Annotated in this window: 19 protein-coding genes, 1 other RNA gene and 1 pseudogene; 10 read left to right on the top strand and 11 right to left on the bottom strand. The window is 38.5% G+C overall.

Annotated features, from left to right (window positions below):
• Positions 1-2: 2 nt before the first annotated feature.
• The 3 genes from BFL01S_RS11965 to BFL01S_RS11955 all read right to left on the bottom strand — a co-directional run bounded on the left by BFL01S_RS11965 (position 3) and on the right by BFL01S_RS11955 (position 2,667).
• Positions 3-599, bottom strand: coding sequence for a DNA-3-methyladenine glycosylase (locus tag BFL01S_RS11965; protein ID WP_025910538.1), 597 nt, complete (start codon positions 597-599; stop codon positions 3-5).
• Between the two features lie 27 nt (positions 600-626).
• Positions 627-2,006, bottom strand: a complete 1,380-nt coding sequence (locus BFL01S_RS11960; protein ID WP_061785806.1) for an MFS transporter — start codon at positions 2,004-2,006, stop codon at positions 627-629.
• Positions 2,007-2,172: 166 nt separating this feature from the next.
• The gene (locus tag BFL01S_RS11955; protein WP_061785805.1) at positions 2,173-2,667 is read right to left on the bottom strand and encodes a hypothetical protein; all 495 of its coding nucleotides are present in this window, start codon (positions 2,665-2,667) and stop codon (positions 2,173-2,175) included.
• Between the two features lie 307 nt (positions 2,668-2,974).
• On the opposite strand from BFL01S_RS11955, the gene thiM reads away from it, so the two are divergent.
• Complete coding sequence (gene thiM / locus BFL01S_RS11950) at positions 2,975-3,787, top strand: hydroxyethylthiazole kinase (protein WP_025910534.1); 813 nt, start codon at positions 2,975-2,977, stop codon at positions 3,785-3,787.
• Between the two features lie 17 nt (positions 3,788-3,804).
• Entirely contained in the window at positions 3,805-4,437 is a 633-nt protein-coding gene (gene thiE / locus BFL01S_RS11945) for a thiamine phosphate synthase (protein WP_061785804.1), read from the top strand.
• Positions 4,438-4,473: 36 nt separating this feature from the next.
• Here thiE and BFL01S_RS11940 read toward each other — a convergent pair whose 3' ends face one another.
• The 5 genes from BFL01S_RS11940 to BFL01S_RS11920 form a co-directional block, all read right to left on the bottom strand.
• Positions 4,474-4,902, bottom strand: coding sequence for a pyridoxamine 5'-phosphate oxidase family protein (locus tag BFL01S_RS11940; protein ID WP_061785803.1), 429 nt, complete (start codon positions 4,900-4,902; stop codon positions 4,474-4,476).
• A gap of 123 nt (positions 4,903-5,025) precedes the next feature.
• A non-coding RNA gene (gene ssrS / locus BFL01S_RS11935) (6S RNA) lies at positions 5,026-5,203 on the bottom strand.
• Between the two features lie 133 nt (positions 5,204-5,336).
• Positions 5,337-5,849, bottom strand: coding sequence for a hypothetical protein (locus BFL01S_RS11930; protein ID WP_225001627.1), 513 nt, complete (start codon positions 5,847-5,849; stop codon positions 5,337-5,339).
• 147 nt (positions 5,850-5,996) lie between these two features.
• Positions 5,997-7,157, bottom strand: coding sequence for an anti-sigma factor (locus BFL01S_RS11925; protein ID WP_025910529.1), 1,161 nt, complete (start codon positions 7,155-7,157; stop codon positions 5,997-5,999).
• Positions 7,154-7,648, bottom strand: coding sequence for an RNA polymerase sigma factor (locus BFL01S_RS11920; protein ID WP_061785801.1), 495 nt, complete (start codon positions 7,646-7,648; stop codon positions 7,154-7,156). The genes BFL01S_RS11925 and BFL01S_RS11920 overlap by 4 nt, the downstream gene beginning before the upstream one ends.
• Positions 7,649-8,075: 427 nt before the next feature.
• Between BFL01S_RS11920 and BFL01S_RS11915 the strand changes: the two genes are divergently transcribed.
• From BFL01S_RS11915 to BFL01S_RS11905, 3 genes are all read left to right on the top strand, one after another.
• Positions 8,076-8,306, top strand: a complete 231-nt coding sequence (locus tag BFL01S_RS11915) for a DUF2187 family protein (RefSeq protein ID WP_025910525.1) — start codon at positions 8,076-8,078, stop codon at positions 8,304-8,306.
• Positions 8,307-8,402: 96 nt separating this feature from the next.
• Complete coding sequence (locus BFL01S_RS11910; RefSeq protein WP_061785800.1) at positions 8,403-9,290, top strand: ATP-binding protein; 888 nt, start codon at positions 8,403-8,405, stop codon at positions 9,288-9,290.
• Positions 9,291-9,301: 11 nt separating this feature from the next.
• Positions 9,302-11,218 carry a vWA domain-containing protein gene (locus BFL01S_RS11905; protein WP_061785799.1) on the top strand — a complete coding sequence of 639 codons (1,917 nt, stop codon included), beginning with the start codon at positions 9,302-9,304 and terminating at the stop codon, positions 11,216-11,218.
• Positions 11,219-11,431: 213 nt separating this feature from the next.
• On the opposite strand, the gene BFL01S_RS11900 is transcribed toward BFL01S_RS11905, so the two are convergent.
• A complete protein-coding gene (locus BFL01S_RS11900; RefSeq protein ID WP_025910521.1) occupies positions 11,432-11,815 on the bottom strand; it encodes an SET domain-containing protein in 384 nt (127 codons plus the stop codon).
• A gap of 346 nt (positions 11,816-12,161) precedes the next feature.
• A pseudogene (gene lacZ, locus BFL01S_RS11895) lies at positions 12,162-15,269 on the bottom strand (beta-galactosidase, LacZ type).
• A gap of 133 nt (positions 15,270-15,402) precedes the next feature.
• Here lacZ and BFL01S_RS11890 point away from each other — a divergent pair.
• The 3 genes from BFL01S_RS11890 to BFL01S_RS11880 are packed head-to-tail and all read left to right on the top strand — an operon-like array spanning position 15,403 to position 17,565.
• Positions 15,403-16,233 (top strand): AraC family transcriptional regulator, encoded by an 831-nt coding sequence (locus tag BFL01S_RS11890; RefSeq protein WP_061785798.1) that lies wholly within the window; start codon positions 15,403-15,405, stop codon positions 16,231-16,233.
• Between the two features lie 20 nt (positions 16,234-16,253).
• Entirely contained in the window at positions 16,254-16,778 is a 525-nt protein-coding gene (locus BFL01S_RS11885) for a GNAT family N-acetyltransferase (RefSeq protein WP_025910518.1), read from the top strand.
• A 1-nt stretch (position 16,779) separates the two neighbouring features.
• Entirely contained in the window at positions 16,780-17,565 is a 786-nt protein-coding gene (locus BFL01S_RS11880) for an ABC transporter ATP-binding protein (RefSeq protein ID WP_025910517.1), read from the top strand.
• A 51-nt stretch (positions 17,566-17,616) separates the two neighbouring features.
• Here the strand turns inward: BFL01S_RS11880 and BFL01S_RS11875 are convergent, their stop codons facing one another.
• Complete coding sequence (locus BFL01S_RS11875) at positions 17,617-19,473, bottom strand: terpene cyclase/mutase family protein (protein ID WP_061785797.1); 1,857 nt, start codon at positions 19,471-19,473, stop codon at positions 17,617-17,619.
• 147 nt (positions 19,474-19,620) lie between these two features.
• On the opposite strand from BFL01S_RS11875, the gene BFL01S_RS11870 reads away from it, so the two are divergent.
• Positions 19,621-20,673, top strand: coding sequence for a C45 family autoproteolytic acyltransferase/hydrolase (locus BFL01S_RS11870; protein ID WP_061785796.1), 1,053 nt, complete (start codon positions 19,621-19,623; stop codon positions 20,671-20,673).
• Between the two features lie 110 nt (positions 20,674-20,783).
• Positions 20,784-21,062: a hypothetical protein gene (locus tag BFL01S_RS11865; RefSeq protein ID WP_224840177.1), complete on the top strand. Its 279-nt coding sequence runs from the start codon at positions 20,784-20,786 to the stop codon at positions 21,060-21,062.
• Positions 21,063-21,090: the final 28 nt, after the last annotated feature.

Genomic DNA, 21,090 nt, shown 5'->3' with positions numbered 1-21,090 from the left:
CTTTATTTTGATACATATGGATGATTCGTAATCCAAAATCGCCAAGGATAATCCTTTGCTTCACCAGAGTTATCGATGCCAATCCTTGGCCCTGATGAAATAGCTGTAGGCGTAAATCCTTTTGAGATATACAGAGGAGAATTAGTAATGTCATGTCCATAAGCCTTCATTGTAATCGCAAGTGCTTTTGTTAACTTACCTGGTCCGTTTGTCCAATTTTTAGGCAGAGCTTGTTTTCGACGCTTTTGAATAAGATCAATTCCACTAAAAGGTTCGATTGCTCGAATTAACACGGCTTCTGGCTTATTAACTGGGCCGCTGACAATATTAACAAGGCAGTGGGTGTGCATTACATAGGTATACACATTGCCAGGAGCGCCAAACATCACTTCGGTTCGTTTTGTTCGTCGGTTATTAAAACTATGTGCAGCACGATCTTCAGGTCCCATATAGGCTTCTGTTTCAACGATAAACCCAGAAGTAGTACCTTCGCTTGTTTCGTGAATAAGCAGGCAACCGAGAAGGGATTGTGCTAAAGATAACGTTGGTTGATTATAAAACGAAGCTTCGAGAGGCTGGAGTGATAATGTACCGTTCACGGATAATCCCTTCCTTTGTATGTTAAGTTAGTCTTCAGATGTTTCTGCTTCAAAGCGTTTATATCCTAAAAATAACATAAATGATACGACAGTTAATACGGTCATGCCAACAAATAAATTTTGAAACATTGATTCGATTGGTAAGCTTTTTTGCCAAACGATTGCTACTCCTGTTAAAGCTACGCCGGTAGCTCCACCAACGAACTGAGAAAGTTGTGAAAAGCCCATTCCTGTGCCAACACTATCTGAAGGTAGCATGCGTGAGATTTCGTTTGCTACGCTAGACGTAAGGGATGTGAAACCAATGCTCATAAACATATACATAAATAAAATGGCTGTAGGTGATACAGTGCTGAAAAAGGTAAAAAGTAAAGCTGCAATAGCTAAAAATAAGTGGCCAAATCGAATTAATACTTTGTTTCCGAACTGATCAATAATTTTACCAATAAAACGAGAAGCAATGGCTGATAGAATTGCACCTGGGAAAATGAGTAATCCAATTTCAGCAGAGCTTTTTTGGAAAACTTGTACCAATAATAACGGCATAATAAAAAGAGTGGCAAAGTGAGTCATGTATGCTGCAAAACCGATACCATTTAATAGTAAATAGCCTTTACTTTGAAAAAGCTTGGGCTCAATAAATGGATGGTTATGCTTGCGGATACGAATGCTTAATAAAATAATGGCTACAATACCGACCGCTAGTAATAATAAAGAATAGGAAGTTAGAAATAGTAAAAAGCCGGTCACACCCGCTGCTGTTAGGATACCACCTAGAATGTCAAAATAAACTTTCTTTTTATCTTCAGCAGGTAAAACCTTATGAAATAATGGGATGAAAATTAAAACTAACCCTGTTACGATGAATAGAAAGTTCCAACCCATATACTGCGTTACTGCTCCTCCAATAACAGGACCAAGACCAAATCCAAGTGACGCAGCAGAAGAAATCATAGACATTGATTTACCACGTCTGGATTTCGGGATATAGCGCGTGATTAAAATCATTGCTAGTCCAGGTACTGCTGCTGCTCCTGCAGCTTGAAGAACGCGGGCAAATAACAGCATTGTAAAGTTGTTCGACACAAAGCCAATAATTGAAGCAATCCCTAGCAGCGTTAAGCCAGTCGTTAGGAGCTGTCTAATCGGAATGAAGTCGGATAGTCGACTATATGTAATTGTTGCAATTGCAAAAACAACAGAATAGCCAGTAATAATCCAAGCAGAGGTTGAAGATGTTAAAGCAAATTCTGTGGATACTTTAGGAAGAGCAACGTTAAACATTGTAGTGTTCATTACTACAAGCATGATTGTCAAGCTCCAAAAAGGAATGACGACAGATTCTTTAAATGGTTTTGGTTCTAAGATTGAATGTTCTTCATTTGTAGTAATAGTAGTGGTAGTCATCTTTATCTCCTTACAAAATAGCATATTTAATCAAGATTGAATGGTATATCATTAATTCTCAAACCTGTCTACAGGTATATAAATATAGAATTTTATGATACGTTTGTCAATCTTTTTCGGGTTGCGAAATAAAATCAGGTGCGTGCACCTGATTTTAATTTCACTTTTATAGCTCTTCACCCTTCTCAAACGTAACCTTATGCTCTTTGGCAAGTTTTTTAATATCACTTGCATATTTACGCATTCCTTTTCTCGCTTCATCTAACATCACATTAGCTTCGACAATTAATTCAGGGTCCTGTTTTTCAAGAGCGCTAACAATTTTTGCAAAAGCGTTATACTGAGTATTGGCAGCTTTAATATAATCTTCATGGAGCGCCCGTAGCTCATCTGTTTCTACTTCGATTTTTTCAAGTTCTTCAATAAATTCACGATATTGTGGAATGACTTCATCCACAAGCGTATCATACATCGTAAAATCATCTGTGTAGTTAGCTCCGGATACGCTGTCATATGCTTCAACCGCCTGTATTTCTAGTTCACTGACCTTGGGGATTTCAGTATTTGAATAGTTTAATAAATCGTCTTGAACGGGGTCGTTGAGGCAGGCGGATAAAAGCAACAGCAGTGGAACAAATAGCAGCAAAAGTTTTTTCTTCATTTAACTCTCACCTCCATTGTTCAGTTTATGAACGAACTGCTTGACACAGTCTCGGGAATCTGAAAGTGAAAAAACAAAATCAAGATAGCCTCAATATTGCCATGAAGCGTACTTATATAGTAGACTTTTACTATAGTTTAATAGAATGGGGAGCTTGCGGATGCAGGCTGAGAGTATGATTAGGAAACCATCATAGACCATTTGAACCTGTTGGATAATGCCAGCGTAGGGAATGTGAGTAGATTGTAAAAGCACCTTGCGTTCATGCAGGGTGCTTTTTTATATCGAAAGGTAGGAGGATGGAAAAATGACGGCCCAAAAGGAAATAGGTCATTTATTATCTCAAGTAAGACAAGAAAAGCCACTAGTACATAATATGACGAACGTTGTTGTAACAAATTTTACAGCGAACGGTTTATTGGCTTTAGGCGCATCGCCCGTAATGGCTTATGCAAAAGAAGAAGTTGCGGATATGGCTAAAATCGCTGGAGCACTCGTGCTTAATATGGGAACGTTAACAAGTACTGAAGTTGAAGCGATGATAATTGCAGGAAAAGCAGCGAATGAGGCAGGCGTTCCGGTTATATTTGATCCCGTCGGAGCAGGTGCAACACCATTTCGTACAGCTACAGCAAGAGAGTTATTAAATAAAGTAAACATAGCAGTTATTCGAGGAAATGCTGCTGAAATTGCCAATGTTGTAGGAGAAAACTGGGCGATAAAAGGTGTAGATGCAGCACCTGAAGAAGGGGATGTCGTTACGTTAGCTAAAATGGCTGCAAAGCAGCTGAAAACAGTAGTTGTTGTAACGGGTGTACAAGATGTTGTTAGTGATGGAGATTCAGCTTATATTATCACAAACGGGCATTCAATGCTTGCCAATGTAACAGGGACCGGTTGTTTATTAACATCCGTTATTGGTGCCTTTGTTGCAGTTGAAAAGAAAAGAATTGTTGAAGCAGTTCTTGAGGCGTTATGCGCATATGAAGTCGCAGCTGAACTGGCAGCTGATAAAGCAGCAGGTGAAGGGCCAGGAAGTTTTCAAACCGCTTTTTTGGATGCTTTACACCATATTCATCCAGAACAAGTGAAAAGCGGAGCAAGAGTTGAACAGCAGTAGAAGGGAGCTAACAGAAGATGAATATTAAAGAGTATCTAAAAGTTTATTTTATTATGGGAAGCAATAATTGTAAGGGAGATCCGCGAGTCGTATTAAAAGAAGCGATTGCGGGTGGAATTACGATGTTCCAGTTTCGTGAAAAAGGAGAGGGAGCTCTGCAAGGAAAAGAGAAGTATCAGCTTGCTTATGATCTTCAACAAATTTGTAAACAGCATGAGGTACCTTTTATTGTAAATGATGATGTTGACTTGGCAATCAAATTAGGTGCTGATGGTATTCATATTGGTCAAGAAGACGAGAAAGCGTATATTGTGAAAGAAAAGGCTCCTCATCAACTAATCGGTGTGTCGGTTCATTCGATTGAAGAACTACAGCAAGCAATTAAAGATAAAGCGGATTATGTGGGAATGGGGCCTGTATTTCCAACCACTACAAAAACAGATACAAAAGCTGTTCAAGGCACAAATTTAATTCAGCAAGCTCGTCAACAGAAGATTGATTTCCCAATTGTAGGGATTGGAGGCATCACAGCCGAAAATGCTGAGAAAGTCATTCAAGGTGGTGCTGACGGTATATCTATTATTACAGCGATTAGCTTAGCAAGGTCACCTAAGCAAGCAGCAGAACAGTTGCTTCAAGCAGTGAAATGAAAAAATGCCTCCTGCGGGAGGCATTTTTTCATTTCACTATAAGCTTATAGAAGTTGGTGTATCTTTCCCTTCATTCATCAACTTGATATGAGTAGGCGTAATTTCAAGTAAAACGTAGTTAACGTCATCAGGTCCATTAAACCACTGTGACATATGATCATTCCAAAAGCGGTTCTTTAACTCTTGATTATCATTAATTTTAGCAATTCCAGACACCTCTACATAATTATCTCCGTATCCTTCGCCGCTATAGCCAAGCAAAATATGCACGTTGCCGTTTTCATCAATTTCATCAGCTTTATGCGTAGCTATGCTTGTTGGCGTGTACAAGGTAATGTCACCATCTTTTTTAAAAAACGTCATGTAGCGAGAATTAGGTTTTTGATTCACAACGGTCGCTAATGTACCCACTCGGTTTTCATCTAGTAAGTTCGATAACTTGTCCATCATTTCTTGCTTATTCATTTGAATCAGCTCCTTAAGTTTATCGTCTTACTTAAGATATACCACCGTTGGAAAAAACTAAACATCGTGTATCTATTTACTTTTAAATAGACAATAATATAATTATGTAAACTGAAATACAATAAAAAGCCCGCACTGCCGTAACTCGAAGTGTCTTAAATACCCAGATCAACTAGGTGGGTGTTCGCACAGTCGGTTTTAGCGTCCCAAGAAGGGCATGCTATCCGCAACTGAATTTTGAACTCCCTTTTAACACTCAAAGGTTTAAGACAACATGAGTATACGCACAGCGCAGGTATGTATGTATACCTTTTAAAAAGGTATACATGGTGTGTGTTAGGAATTTTACACAATCGCAATCATGTGTACAAGAGATGATTATAAAGCAATATTTGTGGAAATGCAACATAATTATTTAATGCTAAAAAATGTATTTAAAGATGTGTTGTTTTTTGATTTATAGTTAAAAGTAAAACGAGGGGCCCTAAGATAGGCAGAACACATATGAATCGGTAGCGATGACCCCTAAAAAGAATATAGGTTAACCAAGTAAGGACAAAAAAATCAACGGTCATAACGCTAACTAATTCAGAATGCTTGAAAGCTTCTATATAACCTGAAAATGAGCCTGCTGCAAAACCATACAAATAAAGAATGAGAGTGATTGTCAACAAAGACAGTAAGAAAGTGGGTGAGGTTAACCATTTGTTTAGAAGGCTAAATCCGCGACTCTTAGTTGACTTCTCGCCCTTTAGTACAAAGTAAGGTAAAAGCGCGAAGGCTCCTAATCCAAAAGAGAGCAGTGAAAAAGGCCAGCCTGGAAGTTTAAATGAGTCGTTTGGCATAATTAGTGATGCAAATAAAAGAGGGAATAGTCCTAAACAAGAAAAAATCATAACGACGAGTGGCTCCACTGTTGCGAATTGCCCAGAGATCAACTTCATCATGACGAGGTCGTTTTTTCCTTTGCTGCTAATAGCCATGCATAAATAATAAGGAAAGTCCACATGGATAGATACTTCAAAATCCTCACTCCTTTTCGTTTTATCATAGCATGGAAAAAGAAAAGCATGAAAACGTAATGTTCTCATGCTTTAATGCAAGGTACCTTGAGTGGGACGAGTAAACCAATTCCATAACTCTACTTCTCCTAAAGAAGAATAGGTAATCGACGGTTCGTTCTTTAGTTTTAGCAGTTCTTTTGTTGGTCCTGTTAAGACAATGCCGTATATTTTAACACCGTTCTTTTTTACAAATTTGTATCGGTTAGTTAACTGAAGTTCATCTGGGTTCATCCATCTAATTTGTTGAACCGTCCGTTCGTTATCAGCAAGCAGCTTCAGTAGCTGCACCACGCGCTCTTCATCCGTAAAGGTTTCTTTTTCTTCATAAAACGGTAGCTCTAGCATTGATGGGAACCCAAAAGATGAGGTTAAATCTACAAGCGGATTGCTTGTATCACTTCCTTTTGCTTCATACCCAGTGTCTAAAGCATACCAGACGGGTGAAATGTCGCTTGAAAGTGTAGAGCTAAGTTTCTCTTCAATTTCTTCCATAGTATAGGCTTGATCAAAAGAAAGCGCAATTTCACTAACTGTGCCTTCAGGGAGTTGATCAAGTGCTCCCCATGTTTCATTCGACCATTTTTGATAGAAAGAAGCGTCTTTTTCTTTTTTTACTCGCTCTGGATAAGCAAATGATAACTTCATATTATAATGGTCGTTTAAAAAGTTTTTGTCGACGTTTGTGACCCGTTCAAACAGGTGGTGAAACGTATATTGTCCGACACTTTTTTGCGCTTGTCCAATCTCTTTATACAGCGTGTACTCATTTTGTAAGCGGAAGAAAGGCTTCGTTTCGGTTCTTGAATTTTGTACATATATGTTTGGTAAAGCAGATTCAATCGCCGCTTTATCCACAGTTCGTAAATATTCACCTTTAGGAGTGAAAGAATAGTAAATAGCCGATAAAAAGCTGCCTCCTAACCAAAGTAAGATAAAAGCGCTTAGCACAGTCAATACATTAGTAAAGCGTTGTCTCCATTTCGCCCTTATCATTGAGCGCTTTGCTTTTTCCTGGTCAAACGTAGAGGAAGCAGTGACTGGCTGTATTTCTTCTTCATCAAGCAGGTTTTGAAGATAATTCATACATTCATCACACTCTTCAGTGTGGCGTTCGAGCTCTTCTACTTCTGCATCTGTCAAAGTTCCGTCTTTGTATTTTGTCCATTGGTGCTGCATATTTTGACAGCTCATACGTTCTCTTCCTTTCTCTTCTTTAATTGCTGACGTCCTCTATAAAGAGCCATTTTCACTTTTGCTAGAGTAAAGCCAGTCATCCCAGCAATTTCTTCATATGTAAAACCGTGATAATCACGAAGTAGTACAATATTTCTTTTTGGCTCTGGAAGAGAGGATACTTCTGAAAGCCACGTGTTAATTTCATCTTGCACAAACACCTTCTCTTCAGCACTTGGTTGTGGTGAAAAATGCCATTCCTCTAGTTCGACAGTTGGTCGCTTTTTTTCTTTTCGATACCAATCAATAAATGCGTGATAGGCAATTTTGAACAGCCAAGGCTTTACTTCTTCACCGCTATATGTTTCTAAATGTAGCAGTACGCGATAAAACGTTTCTTGCATAAGGTCTTCTGCAGCTTCTTTCCGCCGCGTAAGAGAGAGAAGATAGCGGAAAAGATCGTGCATATGCTGTTCATAAATTTCTTCGAAATGATGCTTAGGTGCCATTTTCTCCCCCTTTCCTTTAACTAACGGAAATGTTCGTCAAAAGTTTCTAATTATAATGTAGGAAAATATAACTGTTTTCTAAGCGCATAAAACATAAATGTTAGCATACCATATGGAAGAGAAAATGCGATGAAATTCGACAAAATTCCATGAAAAATGTCATTTTTTAAAAAAACTAAGGTTTAATTGGTGTTCGGAATGGCAAGAAAATGGTATGATAAGACTCAGAAGGTATACATTGTCATATTGATGGCGTACATAGCATTTTTAAAAATGACGCTCGTTGAAACTTCTCTCATAAAATTTTATTTAAACGTTTGAAATAAAGTAGTTTCGGGAAAAGTCACAAGATAGCTCAAACGAGTGGTGAAAATCAAGCTTTGTAGATAAAAGGTGTATATAGTTAATAAAATACAAAGGTGGGATCATCATGGATGTAGAAAATACACAAGGAACAGAAGAGCAAGCACCGAAGGTAAAAGCAGCAAAAGTCGGTGACACAATTCAGCCAAAAAAAGGTGATTTTAAAGGATACAAAGGTATCGTCATGGTGGTTCGTGATAACTCGGTCATCGTCGATTTTGGAAAAGACGCTGAAACAGGCGAATCAATGAAAACAGTCGTTAATCACAAAAACTATAAAATTGTGAAAAAGTAGGTATCCACCTACTTTTTTTCGTGACATAAAACCTTTGAGAACCCAAATAAAATCTTGTAGAATGAAGACAGCAAACCGAGAGAAAGGATATGAATTATGGCAATTGAATTAACAGATTTAGCACTACCAAGCGAGGTACTTACTCGTATTCAAGAAAGAAAACAAAAGCTAACAGCAGAAGATGAATTTTTAATTGGGAAAGGGGGCTATACTGCAGAAGAAGCTGACATCTTAGAAGATGCTCTTATTGCTTTAGCACTTGGAAAAAACGTACTTTTAAAAGGTCCGACAGGCTCTGGTAAAACAAAGCTTGCAGAAACATTATCTTATTTGTTTTCACAACCGATGCACAGCATTAACTGCTCAGTTGATTTAGATGCTGAAGCGTTATTAGGTTTTAAAACAATCGCTGAGAAAAATGGAAAGCAAGGTATTGAGTTTGTTTCTGGACCAGTTATCAACGCAATGAAGAAAGGTCAGCTTCTTTATATAGACGAAATTAATATGGCAAAGCCTGAAACACTACCAATTTTAAATGGTGTTCTTGACTACCGTAAAATGATTACAAATCCATTTACAGGTGAAGTCGTAAAAGGAAAAGAAACCTTTGGTGTAATCGCGGCAATTAATGAAGGCTATGTTGGGACGGTTCCGTTAAACGAAGCATTAAAAAATCGATTTGTTGTTATCGATGTACCATATATTCAAGGAGAAAGCTTGCGACAAGTATTAAAAACACAATCACAGCTTCAAGATGAAAAGTTAATTAACCAGTTTGTACAGCTTTCAGGAGATTTAATCACGCAGGTTAGCAACGGTCATATTTCAGAAGAAGCAGCATCGATTCGCGCGTTATTAGATACATGCGATTTAGCGTTATATATGCCTCCACTGCGTGCTATTAAAAGAGGGATTATTGAAAAGTTAGAAGATGAAAGGGAAAAGGTAGCCATTCAAAATATTGCAGAAACGTTATTTGAATAAGGGGTGGCGCTATGAGATTTATTAAATTTAACGATAAAAACGTTGATTCATTTTTATATATGGAGCTTGCCGATTTAACAAAAACGCTTACAAAAAACGATGATATTGAAGTTGAGTATCGGGTGTCCTCTTACTATGATCCGCTACAGAAAATTATTTATCTAAGTCACTTCTGGGATAATCGACCCGATAGTGATAAAGTGTATGGCCTTAAAAGCGACGTGTTTTTAAGAGCGATTGGAAGCTATTATCACTGTGATTTCCAAGAGGTAAATGCGTATTTGAAAAAAGTGAAGCGTTCATCTGTCTCAAGTCTTGCAAAACAGCTCTTTATGCTTTTTGAAGACTTACGTTTAGAAGATGTATGTACGAAAGAAAGACCTGGTACGAAGAAAGCTTTCGCCACACGCAGAAACGTATACCGTAAGTATTTTGCTACCCAGCTCAATGCAAATTTAATAAAAAGCGTTCATACCGATGCACTCTTTAATGGCATCTATCTCTTATTAACGGCGGAAAACCCGTTTGAAGAAATTCCGTTCATTACAAATGAGGTTGATATGGCAATGCCATTTATTCGAAGCCAGCTAGTGAAGGTGTATGAAGCGAAAACTACTAAAGATATTGCGCGTATTTGCTTAGAGCTTGTTGATTTGTTTGATGATATTTTAGACAAAGACATGCTTAATACGTATTTCTTTTTGGCAGAGCTGGATTATGAAGAGTTAGAGACAGGCTTAACTTTTGACGATTTAAAACGTGAATCCAAACTTGCAAATGATGATATTTTAGAGCATGAACAAGACGGCGATGAAGATATTCATGAAGAGAAAATGGAAATGTGGCACCGTGAAACAAGTAAAGCAACGCAAAGCTTTTTGCAATTTGATATGGATCAAGGCTCTAAAACGGATATGCTAGGCGATGGTGTACGTGAAGGAGACGATGGTGATCAAGCGCTCGGTATTGTTCAAGGTGCTTCACAAAAAACGTCACGAAACGATTACTCACAGATGGAAGCAATGGATCAAACGCATCCAGAAAAAGACGGAGCAGCTGACTATGAATATGGAAAAGATAATAAGTACGCGTTTCCAGTGTTCGTGGATCCAACCATTCCCACAGACGAAGAAGTTGCTTTGTATGGTGAAAATAAACAGCTTATTTCATCTTTTCAAAAGAAGCTAAAGCAAATGATTGAGAAGACGTTAGAGCATAAAAAAACGTTACCGAGAAGTGAACTTCAGTTTGGTCGTTTAAATAAAAGGTTATTAAAGCTATGGACAGATGATAATCCTCGCTTGTTTTATAAAAAAGACCAAGAATCTCCGCAGATTGACGCGGTTTTCTCTCTACTCGTTGATTGCTCAGCATCAATGTATGACAAAATGGATGAAACGAAGCTAGGAATTATCTTATTCCACGAAGCGCTAAAATCAGTGAGGGTTCCACATCAAATCGTTGGGTTTTGGGAAGATACAAACGATGCAACTGAAACAAGCCAGCCTAACTATTTAAAAACAGTGATGGACTTTCAATCTTCTCTTAAACCAAAAAGCGGTCCTGAAATTATGCAGTTAGAGCCAGAGGAAGATAATCGCGACGGATTTGCTATTCGTCACATGACAAGACGCTTGCTAAAGCGAACGGAAAAACAAAAATTTTTACTCGTATTTTCAGATGGAGAGCCTGCAGCGATGGGATATGAACAAAACGGTATCGTTGATACGCATGAAGCAGTGCTTGAAGCAAGAAAGCATGGAATGGAAGTAATTAATGTCTTTTTATCAAACGGTGAAATTGATGAGGGACAGCGAAAAACAATTCAAAATATGTATGGGAAATATAGCATCCTAGTACCAGATATTAAAGAGTTGCCAGATGTTTTATTTCCGCTTCTGAAAAAATTACTTCATAAAAGTATTTAAGGATATTGACAGAAATGCAGATTATCCACTAATATAAGCTTATAAATGAAAAATGTTCTCCTAGAGGGGAGTAGCTTTTACCTTCTAACGATAAACGATCGTATAGGTTTAAAACAAGGTTAACTTTTAGTGAAGGAGTAGAAAGTAAGGACCAAGATCAGATTACCATTACGGAATAAGAAAACAGCCTGAGAAAAAGCTCAGGCTGTTCTTTTATTCTTCTTCCTTATCAAACCAAAGCAGTTCTTGGTCGTCAACGTCTCCGTTATAGTTAATTAACACTTCATCCCCAGCTTTAATGTCTGTATAGGCATAAAACTCGAATACGTGTTTATCAAAGTTAATTTCATAAGTAGCATTAGGGGTATAAGAGTGATTAAACAGCATCCCATAGCCTAATAAAATAGCAGAATGATTAATGCCATATTCAAATGAATAATCTGCTAAAAGCGTTTTTTCAATATGTTCATGTTCTTCGTTAGGGTAAGCAATAACAGGTGCTTCGTGGATTAAATCACCTTTTTTAATATCTTGCGTTGCAAATACCCCGCGATTAAATTCACCATCACTTAATGTTGAGGCCTTAATTTCGATCATGTGTTCACCTATTTATTCTTTCTTCTAAATTTTAGTTCCTCCTTAAGCTTGCCAGGTAATCAAGTAGAAATCAACCATATTTTAAAAATAAGTTGGCATGAATAGAAGCAGGAGTTAAGTATGGTTTGTTCCATTGCGCTGCAGATACTCGCGTTCCGCAGGGAGGAACCTGAGCCTTCTCGCTTGCGCTGCGAGGTCTCAGGCTTTCTGCTAGTGCTTCATTCCACTAGTTTTTAACTTGTTTTTGGAACTAATAAAAGACATCCAAACGATCAAAAGTGTTTAACTTTCAACAGTTTGGATATCTCGTTAGCTAACATACGTATGGCCCAGACCTTTTAGGTAATTAAACCATTGGTTTCAGCATAAATTCATGCACATATGAACGGTTAGCGTATAGCGTATACTGTGGATGCGTTTTTGCTCCCCAGCTATCGTCACCGCCTACACCCATTTGCTTATAGTTAATGCGAATGGACGTTTTATCACTAACAGGCAGCTTGTAATGATGATCATAGCTTTCAAGTTCAAACGGAGTGTGCGGTAATGCACTTAATTCAATGGTTGGTGTACCCTTAATTGAGAAACCAACGCTGTTTTCATTGAGAACGCGTGCTGAACGAACGTCCGTTTTATTCCCGCATTCCTGTGGACGTAAATAAGGTGTTACCTGTGACTTTACATCACTTGTATAATAACCAACCTTTGCTCCTGTGTTGCGATCCCAATGATTTTCATGAGGTCCTCTTCCGTACCAAGAGAGCTGGTTAAATTCTTTTGGCATAGTAAAGCGTAAGCCGAATTCAGGAATTTCAGGCAGCGTCTTGCTCGGAACGAGAGTTTGACGAATGGCAACCTGTCCGCTGTTATCTACTTTATACACAATTTCACAGGTTGTATTTTCAAGCGCATGAAAGCAAAAGCGTGTGGTAATAGCTATATGGTTTTGCTGTTCTTGTACACTGAACGATTCCAACTCTCTGTTAAGGCTTGCTTCTCTCCAAACTTGGCAGCGCTCTTGAAGTTTGTTACCCAGATCGTTATCCGTTACTGCTCTCCAAAAGTTTGGCTGCAATCCATCTAGCAATAATTCGGTATCTTTACATAAATAAGAAGTTAACAACCCAGATTCTTTGTTAAATGTAAGGGTAGCAGAGTCAGCTTTAATCGTAATTTCTTGGCATGTATCTTTTATAGCACGTGGCGCTTTTGTCTCAGCTGCAGGTTGTGAAGCAACTTGTGCCGGTAGAATAAACTGTTCAAATGCTACTTCATGACCTTTGTCAGCCCACTTGGTCTGGCTTTTTAATTTCATTGATAGAGTAGCAATAAATTCATCATCGTTTTGGGATTTTTTATAATCATCCAACGGTAATTGAATCTCTTTTGTTGTTTGAGGTTTTACATCTACTATAAACGAATAGTTATAAATGTCTTCACCATTTTTTGTCACTGTAAGCGTAAACTCATAATCTTTTAAATTTGTAAACAAGTAATCATTTTGGACAGTAAAGGTTTTTTGTCTAAGATCAGTAGCCTTCCATGATACAGCTTCATAGCATTTTTTAACTTCATACAGCTTTGGCGTCACGTCACCATTAGCAAATAAAAGTCCGTTACCGCTAAAATTGCCATCATGTGGACTTTCTCCAAAGTCACCACCGTATGCTAAATAAGTAATTCCTTCTTTTGTTGTTGTTTCAAGAGCTTGGTCTCGCCAATCCCAAATGAAGCCGCCTTGTAAGATAGGGTATTGATTAATAATATTCCAATAATCAGCTAAGTTACCGCACGAATTCCCCATTGCATGGCTATATTCACAGAGAAGATAAGGCTTTTTAGGGTTCATCAGCGCATATTTTTCAATGTCGGCCGGCTTAATGTACATCGTGCTTTCGATATCAGATGCATCGTAATCTCGGTGATGGAATATTCCTTCATAATGTACGAGGCGCGTATCATCTTTTTGCTTGAAGAAATCATACATATGCTTGAAATTTTCCCCACCAAACGATTCGTTTCCAAGTGACCAAATTACAATAGAAGAGTGGTTTTTGTCACGTTCGTACATAGAGCGACAGCGATCTAAAACATTTTCTTTCCATTCAGGCTTACTTCCCGGGATTGCATCTTGTTCCCCTTCTTGCAGGTAGCTCCATGTCCCGTGAGTCTCCAGATTTGTCTCGTCAATTACATAAAGGCCATACTCATCGCAAAGTTCGTACCAACCTGAAGCATTAGGGTAGTGAGAGGTGCGCACTGCGTTAATATTAAACTGCTTCATTAATAAAATATCATGGAGCATATCTTCTTTTGTAATGCCGGCTCTACCTTTCGTCGCAGAAAACTCATGGCGGTTTACGCCTCTGAAAACAATTGTTTCGCCGTTAATCTTCATTAATCCATCTTTTAATTCAAATGTACGAAATCCAACCTTGCAGCTTTGTGCTTCAATTACGTTTCCGTCTCCACCTTTCAAGGTTAGCACAAGCGTATAGAGATAAGGGCTTTCTGCACTCCATTTGTTTGGTGAGGCAATGCCTGCTTCAAGCAAAGCAGTCTCTTGTTCATGTATTGAAAGAGATGTTTGCAATGGCTGATTCAGCACTTCTTTAAGCTCAGCATCATAAAGCATGGCTTCAAGCGTTACGTGTTCAGCAATTTGTTCGATATAATTCGTAATATCAGCAGAAATCGTTAGCTTTCCGTTCACATATTTGTCGTCTAGCTGTGCGCGGACGGTAAAGTCAAAAATATGAACTGGAGGAGTAGAGTATAGATAAACGTCTCTAAAAATTCCGCTCATTCGCCAAAAATCTTGATCTTCAAGCCAACTAGCATCGCTCCAACGATATACCTCTACAGCTAGTTTATTTTCACCTTCTTGAATATAAGGAGTTAAATCAAACTCAGCAGGCGTAAAGCTATCTTCACTGTATCCGACTAGTTCACCGTTTACCCATACATAAAAAGCGGATTCTACTCCTTGAAAACTAAGATAGATAGGCTGATTGTTCCAACTTTTATCTACTGTAAAAGTGCGCGTGTATTGTCCTACAGGATTATAGTTAGTTGGTGCAAAAGGTGCTTTAATATCATCATGATGTATCCAAGGGTACGTCACGTTTGTATATTGTGGGTAATCGTCTCCTTGAAGCTGTCAGTGGGAAGGGACCGAAATGGATTCCCACGCGCTATGATCAAAATCTTTGCGATAGAAATCCATAATGCGTTCATCAGGGCGCGGTACCCACTGAAATTTCCAATCTCCATTCAAAGACTGATAGTAAGAAGATGAGGTATTAGAGTGTAAAGCTTGTTCTGGCGTTTGATAAATTGTCGTATTTGCATGAGCTGGTAAGCGATTTAATTGGAAAATTTCAGGATTGTTATTCCATTCAGGAAACCCGTTTGCTGGTGGAGTATAGCTGAATTTTTTAATTGTTTTTAACATGTTCATCCATCCCTTATTCATTTATAATGGTATATGAATATGATAACGCTTACTAAAAAGCGAATCAATCAGACAATTTTAAAAAAATATAACAAAATTCATATGAAGAATGATGAGCAGGAGAGGAAGTTAAATGGATAAAGCAATTTTTCCAACACTAACAGAGTTAGATATTAGCCTACCCTTTTATGTCTCAAGCGTAGGGTACTGGAAACATCAAGTTCATATCGCACGTGAACACGAGTTTTCAGACTTTCAGTGGATTCAGTGTATGAGTGGGAAGGGGAAGCTTTGTGTGAATAACGAAGTGTATACAATTGAACAGAATGAAGGTTTTTTTCTAACTCCTCATGTTCCGCATGAATATTATCCTTTAAGTGAACAGTGGGAAGTATGTTGGGTTTCGTTTAATGGAGCACAAATCAATGAAACTCTTCGAACATTTGGCTTGCTAAACTCAACAAAGGTTAAGGTAACGTATGCTGAAACGCTTTTGCAAAAGCTAAATGATATGATTACAGCGTTCGAAAGCAAAGGATCATCAAGTAGCTTAAAGGCTTCTGAGTTAATTTATAGCTTTTTACTTCATTTACAAAATGACTGCTTGCTGTCTGAAAGAAAAACGAGACATGAGCACCACGCGCAGCTTCAGCCTGCCATTGATTATATTGAAGGTTCGTATGCTAGTGTTGTAACCCTAGATGCTATTGCTCACTCTTTAAACGTAACGCCTCAATATACGTGCCTTTTATTTCAGCAAGCTTTTGGTTTAAGACCAATCGAATACGTTACGCGAGTGCGCATTCAAAAAGCGAAGGAGCTCTTAATTAAACATAGCCAAATGTCTGTCTCAGAAGTTGCAGCATTTGTTGGATATGAAAATGTCAGCTATTTTATTAAGCAGTTTAAGAAATATGAAAAATTAACCCCTAAGGCATTTCGTAAACTGTATTTATCATCATAAACTTAAAAAGGAGTCGAGCGATGAATCTTGCTATAATAGAAACAGAGCGGTTAATTTTAAGAAAGATGAAAGCGTCTGACGATCAAGCGCTGTTTCAAATATTTAATGATCCAAAAGCGATGAAATTCTATCTTCATACAAAAAGCATGGATGAAACCAAGCTGTGGATTCAATCTGTCCAAAATCATGATATGTCCTACGGCTTTAGTTTGTGGACCGTAGAAAAAAAGGGGGGAAAACAAATTATCGGGCAGTGTGGCTTGTTGTTGCAAAAGGTTGATGGCACCATAGAAGTAGAGTTAGGGTATTTATTTCTTCAAGATTTTTGGGGGAAAGGCTATGCAACCGAAGCGGCTCAAAGTTGTATTAACCACGGGTTTCAAAACCTTGGGTTAACGAGGATTACAGCTTTAATTGATCCAGAGCATCACGCATCGCGAAAAGTAGTGGTAAAAATAGGAATGAAAAAAGAAAAGCAGATTATAAAGTGGGATAAACCTATTGATGTTTATTCAATTCAAGCTGGAGGGGTGTCAGTTGACTAATATTGTAGAATTAACAAATATTTCACTTATACGCGAAAACAAATTGCTGCTAAACGACATATCGTGGGAAATCAATCAAAACGAGCATTGGTGTTTGCTAGGCTTAAATGGCTGTGGCAAAACAACGCTCTTAAACGTTATAAATGGATACATATGGCCAACTAAAGGAGAAGCAACCATTTTAAATCATACGTTTGGTGCAACTAATTTGCCAGAAATGCGCAAAGAAATTGGCTGGGTCAGTTCGTCGTTACAACAGCGATTTCCTGAGGATGAAACGGCAATCACGATTGTTTTAAGCGGTAAGTTTGCTTCAATTGGATTGTATGAAAGCGTAACTCAAGAAGAGATAAAACGTGCAAACCAACTGCTCAAGCAGCTTAAGTGCCAGCACTTTGCAAATCAACTATATCGCACCTTATCTCAAGGTGAGCGTCAACGAGTGTTAATTGCACGCGCATTGATGGCGTCTCCAAAGCTTCTTATTCTAGATGAGCCGTGTACAGGTTTAGACCTTTTAGCTAAAGAGCAATTACTATTGTTAATCCAGCAGATTGCGATAGAACCAGATGGTCCAACTCTTATTTATGTGACGCATCATGTAGAGGAAATCTTATCCTGCTTTACCCATACTATGCTAATGAAAGAAGGACGAGTGTTTTCGGCTGGCAAAACAGCTGATTTGTTAACGGAGGATCGGCTTTCTGCGTTCTTTGAACAGGAAGTATTAGTTCAAAAAATAAAAGACCGTACATGGCTATCGCTAAAAGAAAAAGTTACCTATTGAAAATATGGAATTTTCAAATGAAAAACTTCTCCATTAGTTGGAGAAGTTTTTTTAAGCCTTTGCTTGATAATGAGAAAGAGCTAATAATGGAAAAAGGTCATTATAGCTGTGATAGTTAATATAAAATTGCCCTGGAAGTCCTATACCGGTCGGATAGTTCCGTTGCTGTATAGTTTGTTCTGAGCGATTAAGTAAAAAGGAAACACCATCTATTATTTCTTGATGTGTTTTTGGACAGACGCTTAGTAGTGCATCTATAGCCCAAGCCGTTTGAGAAGGTGTACTAAACGATAATGGTATATAGCGCTTGTATTTCGCACTAGAGCATGATTCTCCCCAGCCGCCATCTGAACGCTGGATGCTCTTAAGCCAGTTAATTGCTTTTACAATCTGCTTATCGTGTTTTGAAACACCTACTGCTAAAAGGCCCGTAACGGCTGCCCATGTACCGTATATATAGCAAACTCCCCATCGACCATACCAGCTGCCATTCTCTTCTTGATTGTCAAATAACCAATCAACGGCTGCTTGAATTTTTGGGTGATTTTTGTTCATGCCTCCAAATGACCCAAGGCATTCTAGTACTCGGCCCGTTAAATCCGCAGTTGCGGGATCTGTAGCCGCATCTTCCGCATTTTCAAGGGGTAGATACGTAAACAATGTGCTATCAGTGTTTTTTTCAAAGGCAGCGAACCCACCGTCTCGATTTTGCATCGATAACAGCCAGTTGATTCCTTTTTGCCACGAATGGAAATAGGAAGGATCGTCTGAGGCTCGACTTGTTAGTGCACGAATTGCAGCTGAAGTATCATCTAAATCAGGGTTGATGGTGTTGTTATGTGAAAATCCCCATCCACCTGGTTGAATACCTGGGTTGTGAACACGCCAATCTCCAAAGCGAGAATGTTGTTTTTGCTGTAAATAGGAAGTCGCTTTTCTTATCATGGGGTCTTTCCAAGATAGGCCGGCTTCTTGAAGTGCATAAGTTAAAAGAGCTGTATCCCATACGGTTGACGTAGAATTTTCAATATGTGTATAAGTGGAGCATTCACTAGCTAATCCGCAAATTCCCTCAACGGCCCGTTGAACAATTGGAGAATTACGCTTATATCCAAGCGCTAAAAGAGCGTAAATCATAAAAAATGTAGCACTAGCGTAACTGTATAGCGTCCCATCATCTTCTAATCGATCGAGCATGTAGCGCTCAGCTGCTTGATACCCAAGTCGATGAATATAAGATGGAAGGGATGTCAAATGTTTCACTTGCTTAAGAAATGGTGATGCTCGAACATTTCGTTGCATATCCAGTTCCTCTGACCTTGTGAGTAAATGGCTGAGAGAAGGGGTATGCTTAGATGTCACTGAAAATTTTTTATTGGCAACGATCATCATTGGAATAAAATGAATGCGTGCATAAGCGCTTAAATTATAAAAGCTAAGTGGAGCGTTAGGCGGAACGACTAGAAACGAAAGCGGTAAATAAAATAACGAAGGCCAGTCGTACAATCCGTTTGCTGCGAGCATCCATTTTGTCATAAAATGAGCCTTTGATAGCGCATTGGTTTCAATGAGGTAAGCTTCTGCTTTTCGAAGAACGCGATCTTCACGCGTATAGAAGCCAGAATATAAAAGGGCTGCGTAGGCTTGAAGAGTCGCAGAGGGGTTTGGCTTTTCATCATCGTGTAAAGTCCAAACGCCATCTTTGTTTTGTTTTGAAACAATTCGTTTTGTAAGCTTTTCAACAAGCTTTTGGTTTGGGTGTTCGATGCTTCGCAATAGCATAATTAGGAAAGAATCAGTCATAACGCCACCTTCAAAGCAATACTGAAATGAACCATCAGCTGACTGTCTGCCTTGAATTTTTTGTATATAATAATGGATCTCTTTTGCTGTTTTTTCTTGTAGCATGAGTCATCACCTCAAATTAATATTTACTAATTCCAAACCCTCACTATTTAACCTTATTCCATTTGGACGTCTTGTATGAGGGTTGAAAGTTGCAAAGCAATGTTCATTTCCTGCAAAATAATAGTAGATTAAATGAGGTGAAAAGGAATGAAAGAAATAAAGGTAGAGATTATCCAGGGAAGAGGATCTTATTATAACCTTGGTATGCTACAAGGGTTACTGCATAAGGGCACAAAGCTTGAAGAGAATCATTTGAAAAGAAGAAAGCGATCGATTCGAAGCTATGAGGCTAATCAACGTCAGGCTAAAACGTATTATGATTTGTTTGCACCAGGCTTGTGGAGTGAGTTAGAAGGATTGAGTGAAGGGCTAGAATGGTCGCTTGAAGATATTGTTCATGAATACAGTGGCTATCAACAAAACTGGGATAAAACAGGGTGTTCTGCTCTTATGCAAAACGGAGTGTATGTGCGTAACTATGACTATCACCCTAAAACATATGAAGGAAGGTTTTTACTCTTTCAACCCGACCAAGGCTTTGCTAGCGTAGGATTTGGAACTAGAATGATTGGTCGTATGGATGGTATGAACGAAAAAGGCCTTGTAGTCGGCTACCATTTTGTCAATCGTCGCAGGCAGACAGGTGGCTTCATTTGCTGCACGTTAGCTCGTTTTATTTTGGAATCATGCGAAACAACGGAAGAAGCGATAGCTGTTTTAGAGAGAGCACCCCACAGGCATGCATTTAACTATTCACTTTATGATCGAAGTGGGAATGCAGCTGTTGTGGAGGCATCAGGTAGAGGAGTGCGCGTATTGAGAGGAGCTACGATGGCTTGTACAAATCATTTTCATGAATTAGTCGAAGAGAATCGTCATCACCTCGTTGAATCAACAGAGCGTTTAGAGAATATTCGGAACCAGATTGACCAAGCGCTATCCATACGAGATTCGTATCAAGTTTTTAATGATCCAGCCTACGGAGTCTTTAAAGAAGACTATAAAAATTCAGCTGGAACGTTGCATACGGTTGCATATGAACCTCATATGCTGCAAGTAGCAGTTGGAATTGGTCGGTCAGCTGAGCCTTTCACCTTTTCATTTAAAGAATGGATAGAAGGTAAACCTTTGGATAAATCATATTTGAAAGGGATTATTCATACAACAGAGGAATTTCCATTTGAAGAAACCAAGCACTAATGATTTTTTATTAAATTTTGTTAACAACTTTGTCTGACAAGTTGTCAAAAACTTTGGTAAATGATAACGTTGTTGTTAGCTAAAATTATATATAGAAAGAAAGTGATGTTTTGTACTATTCATCAAGGCCAAGAGGCGTACACTTATTTATTCCGGGCCTACTGTTTGTACTGACAATTGTTTTATTTACAATGGTGCAAGTAGGATTTTATTTAGAATCAGGAATTATTCGAAAAATTTGGGTCATCCTAATGGCGTTACTCCCAGTAGCTGGACTTATTACAGCGATTAAAGGAAAGCGTGGGAGCGTGAAGCCCTGGTTAATTCTTGGAAATTTAGTGCTTGTGTTAACTGTAACGGTGATGAGCGTTCAAGCTGTTTTCTCATAAGTTTTTACATAGGAAAGAGACTCAGACA

The sequence above is a fragment of the Priestia flexa NBRC 15715 genome (assembly GCF_001591565.1).
GTDB lineage: Bacteria > Bacillota > Bacilli > Bacillales > Bacillaceae_H > Priestia > Priestia flexa.
The sequence above is the reverse complement of the archived record's forward strand: the minus strand, read 5'-3'. Positions and strand labels throughout refer to the sequence as shown.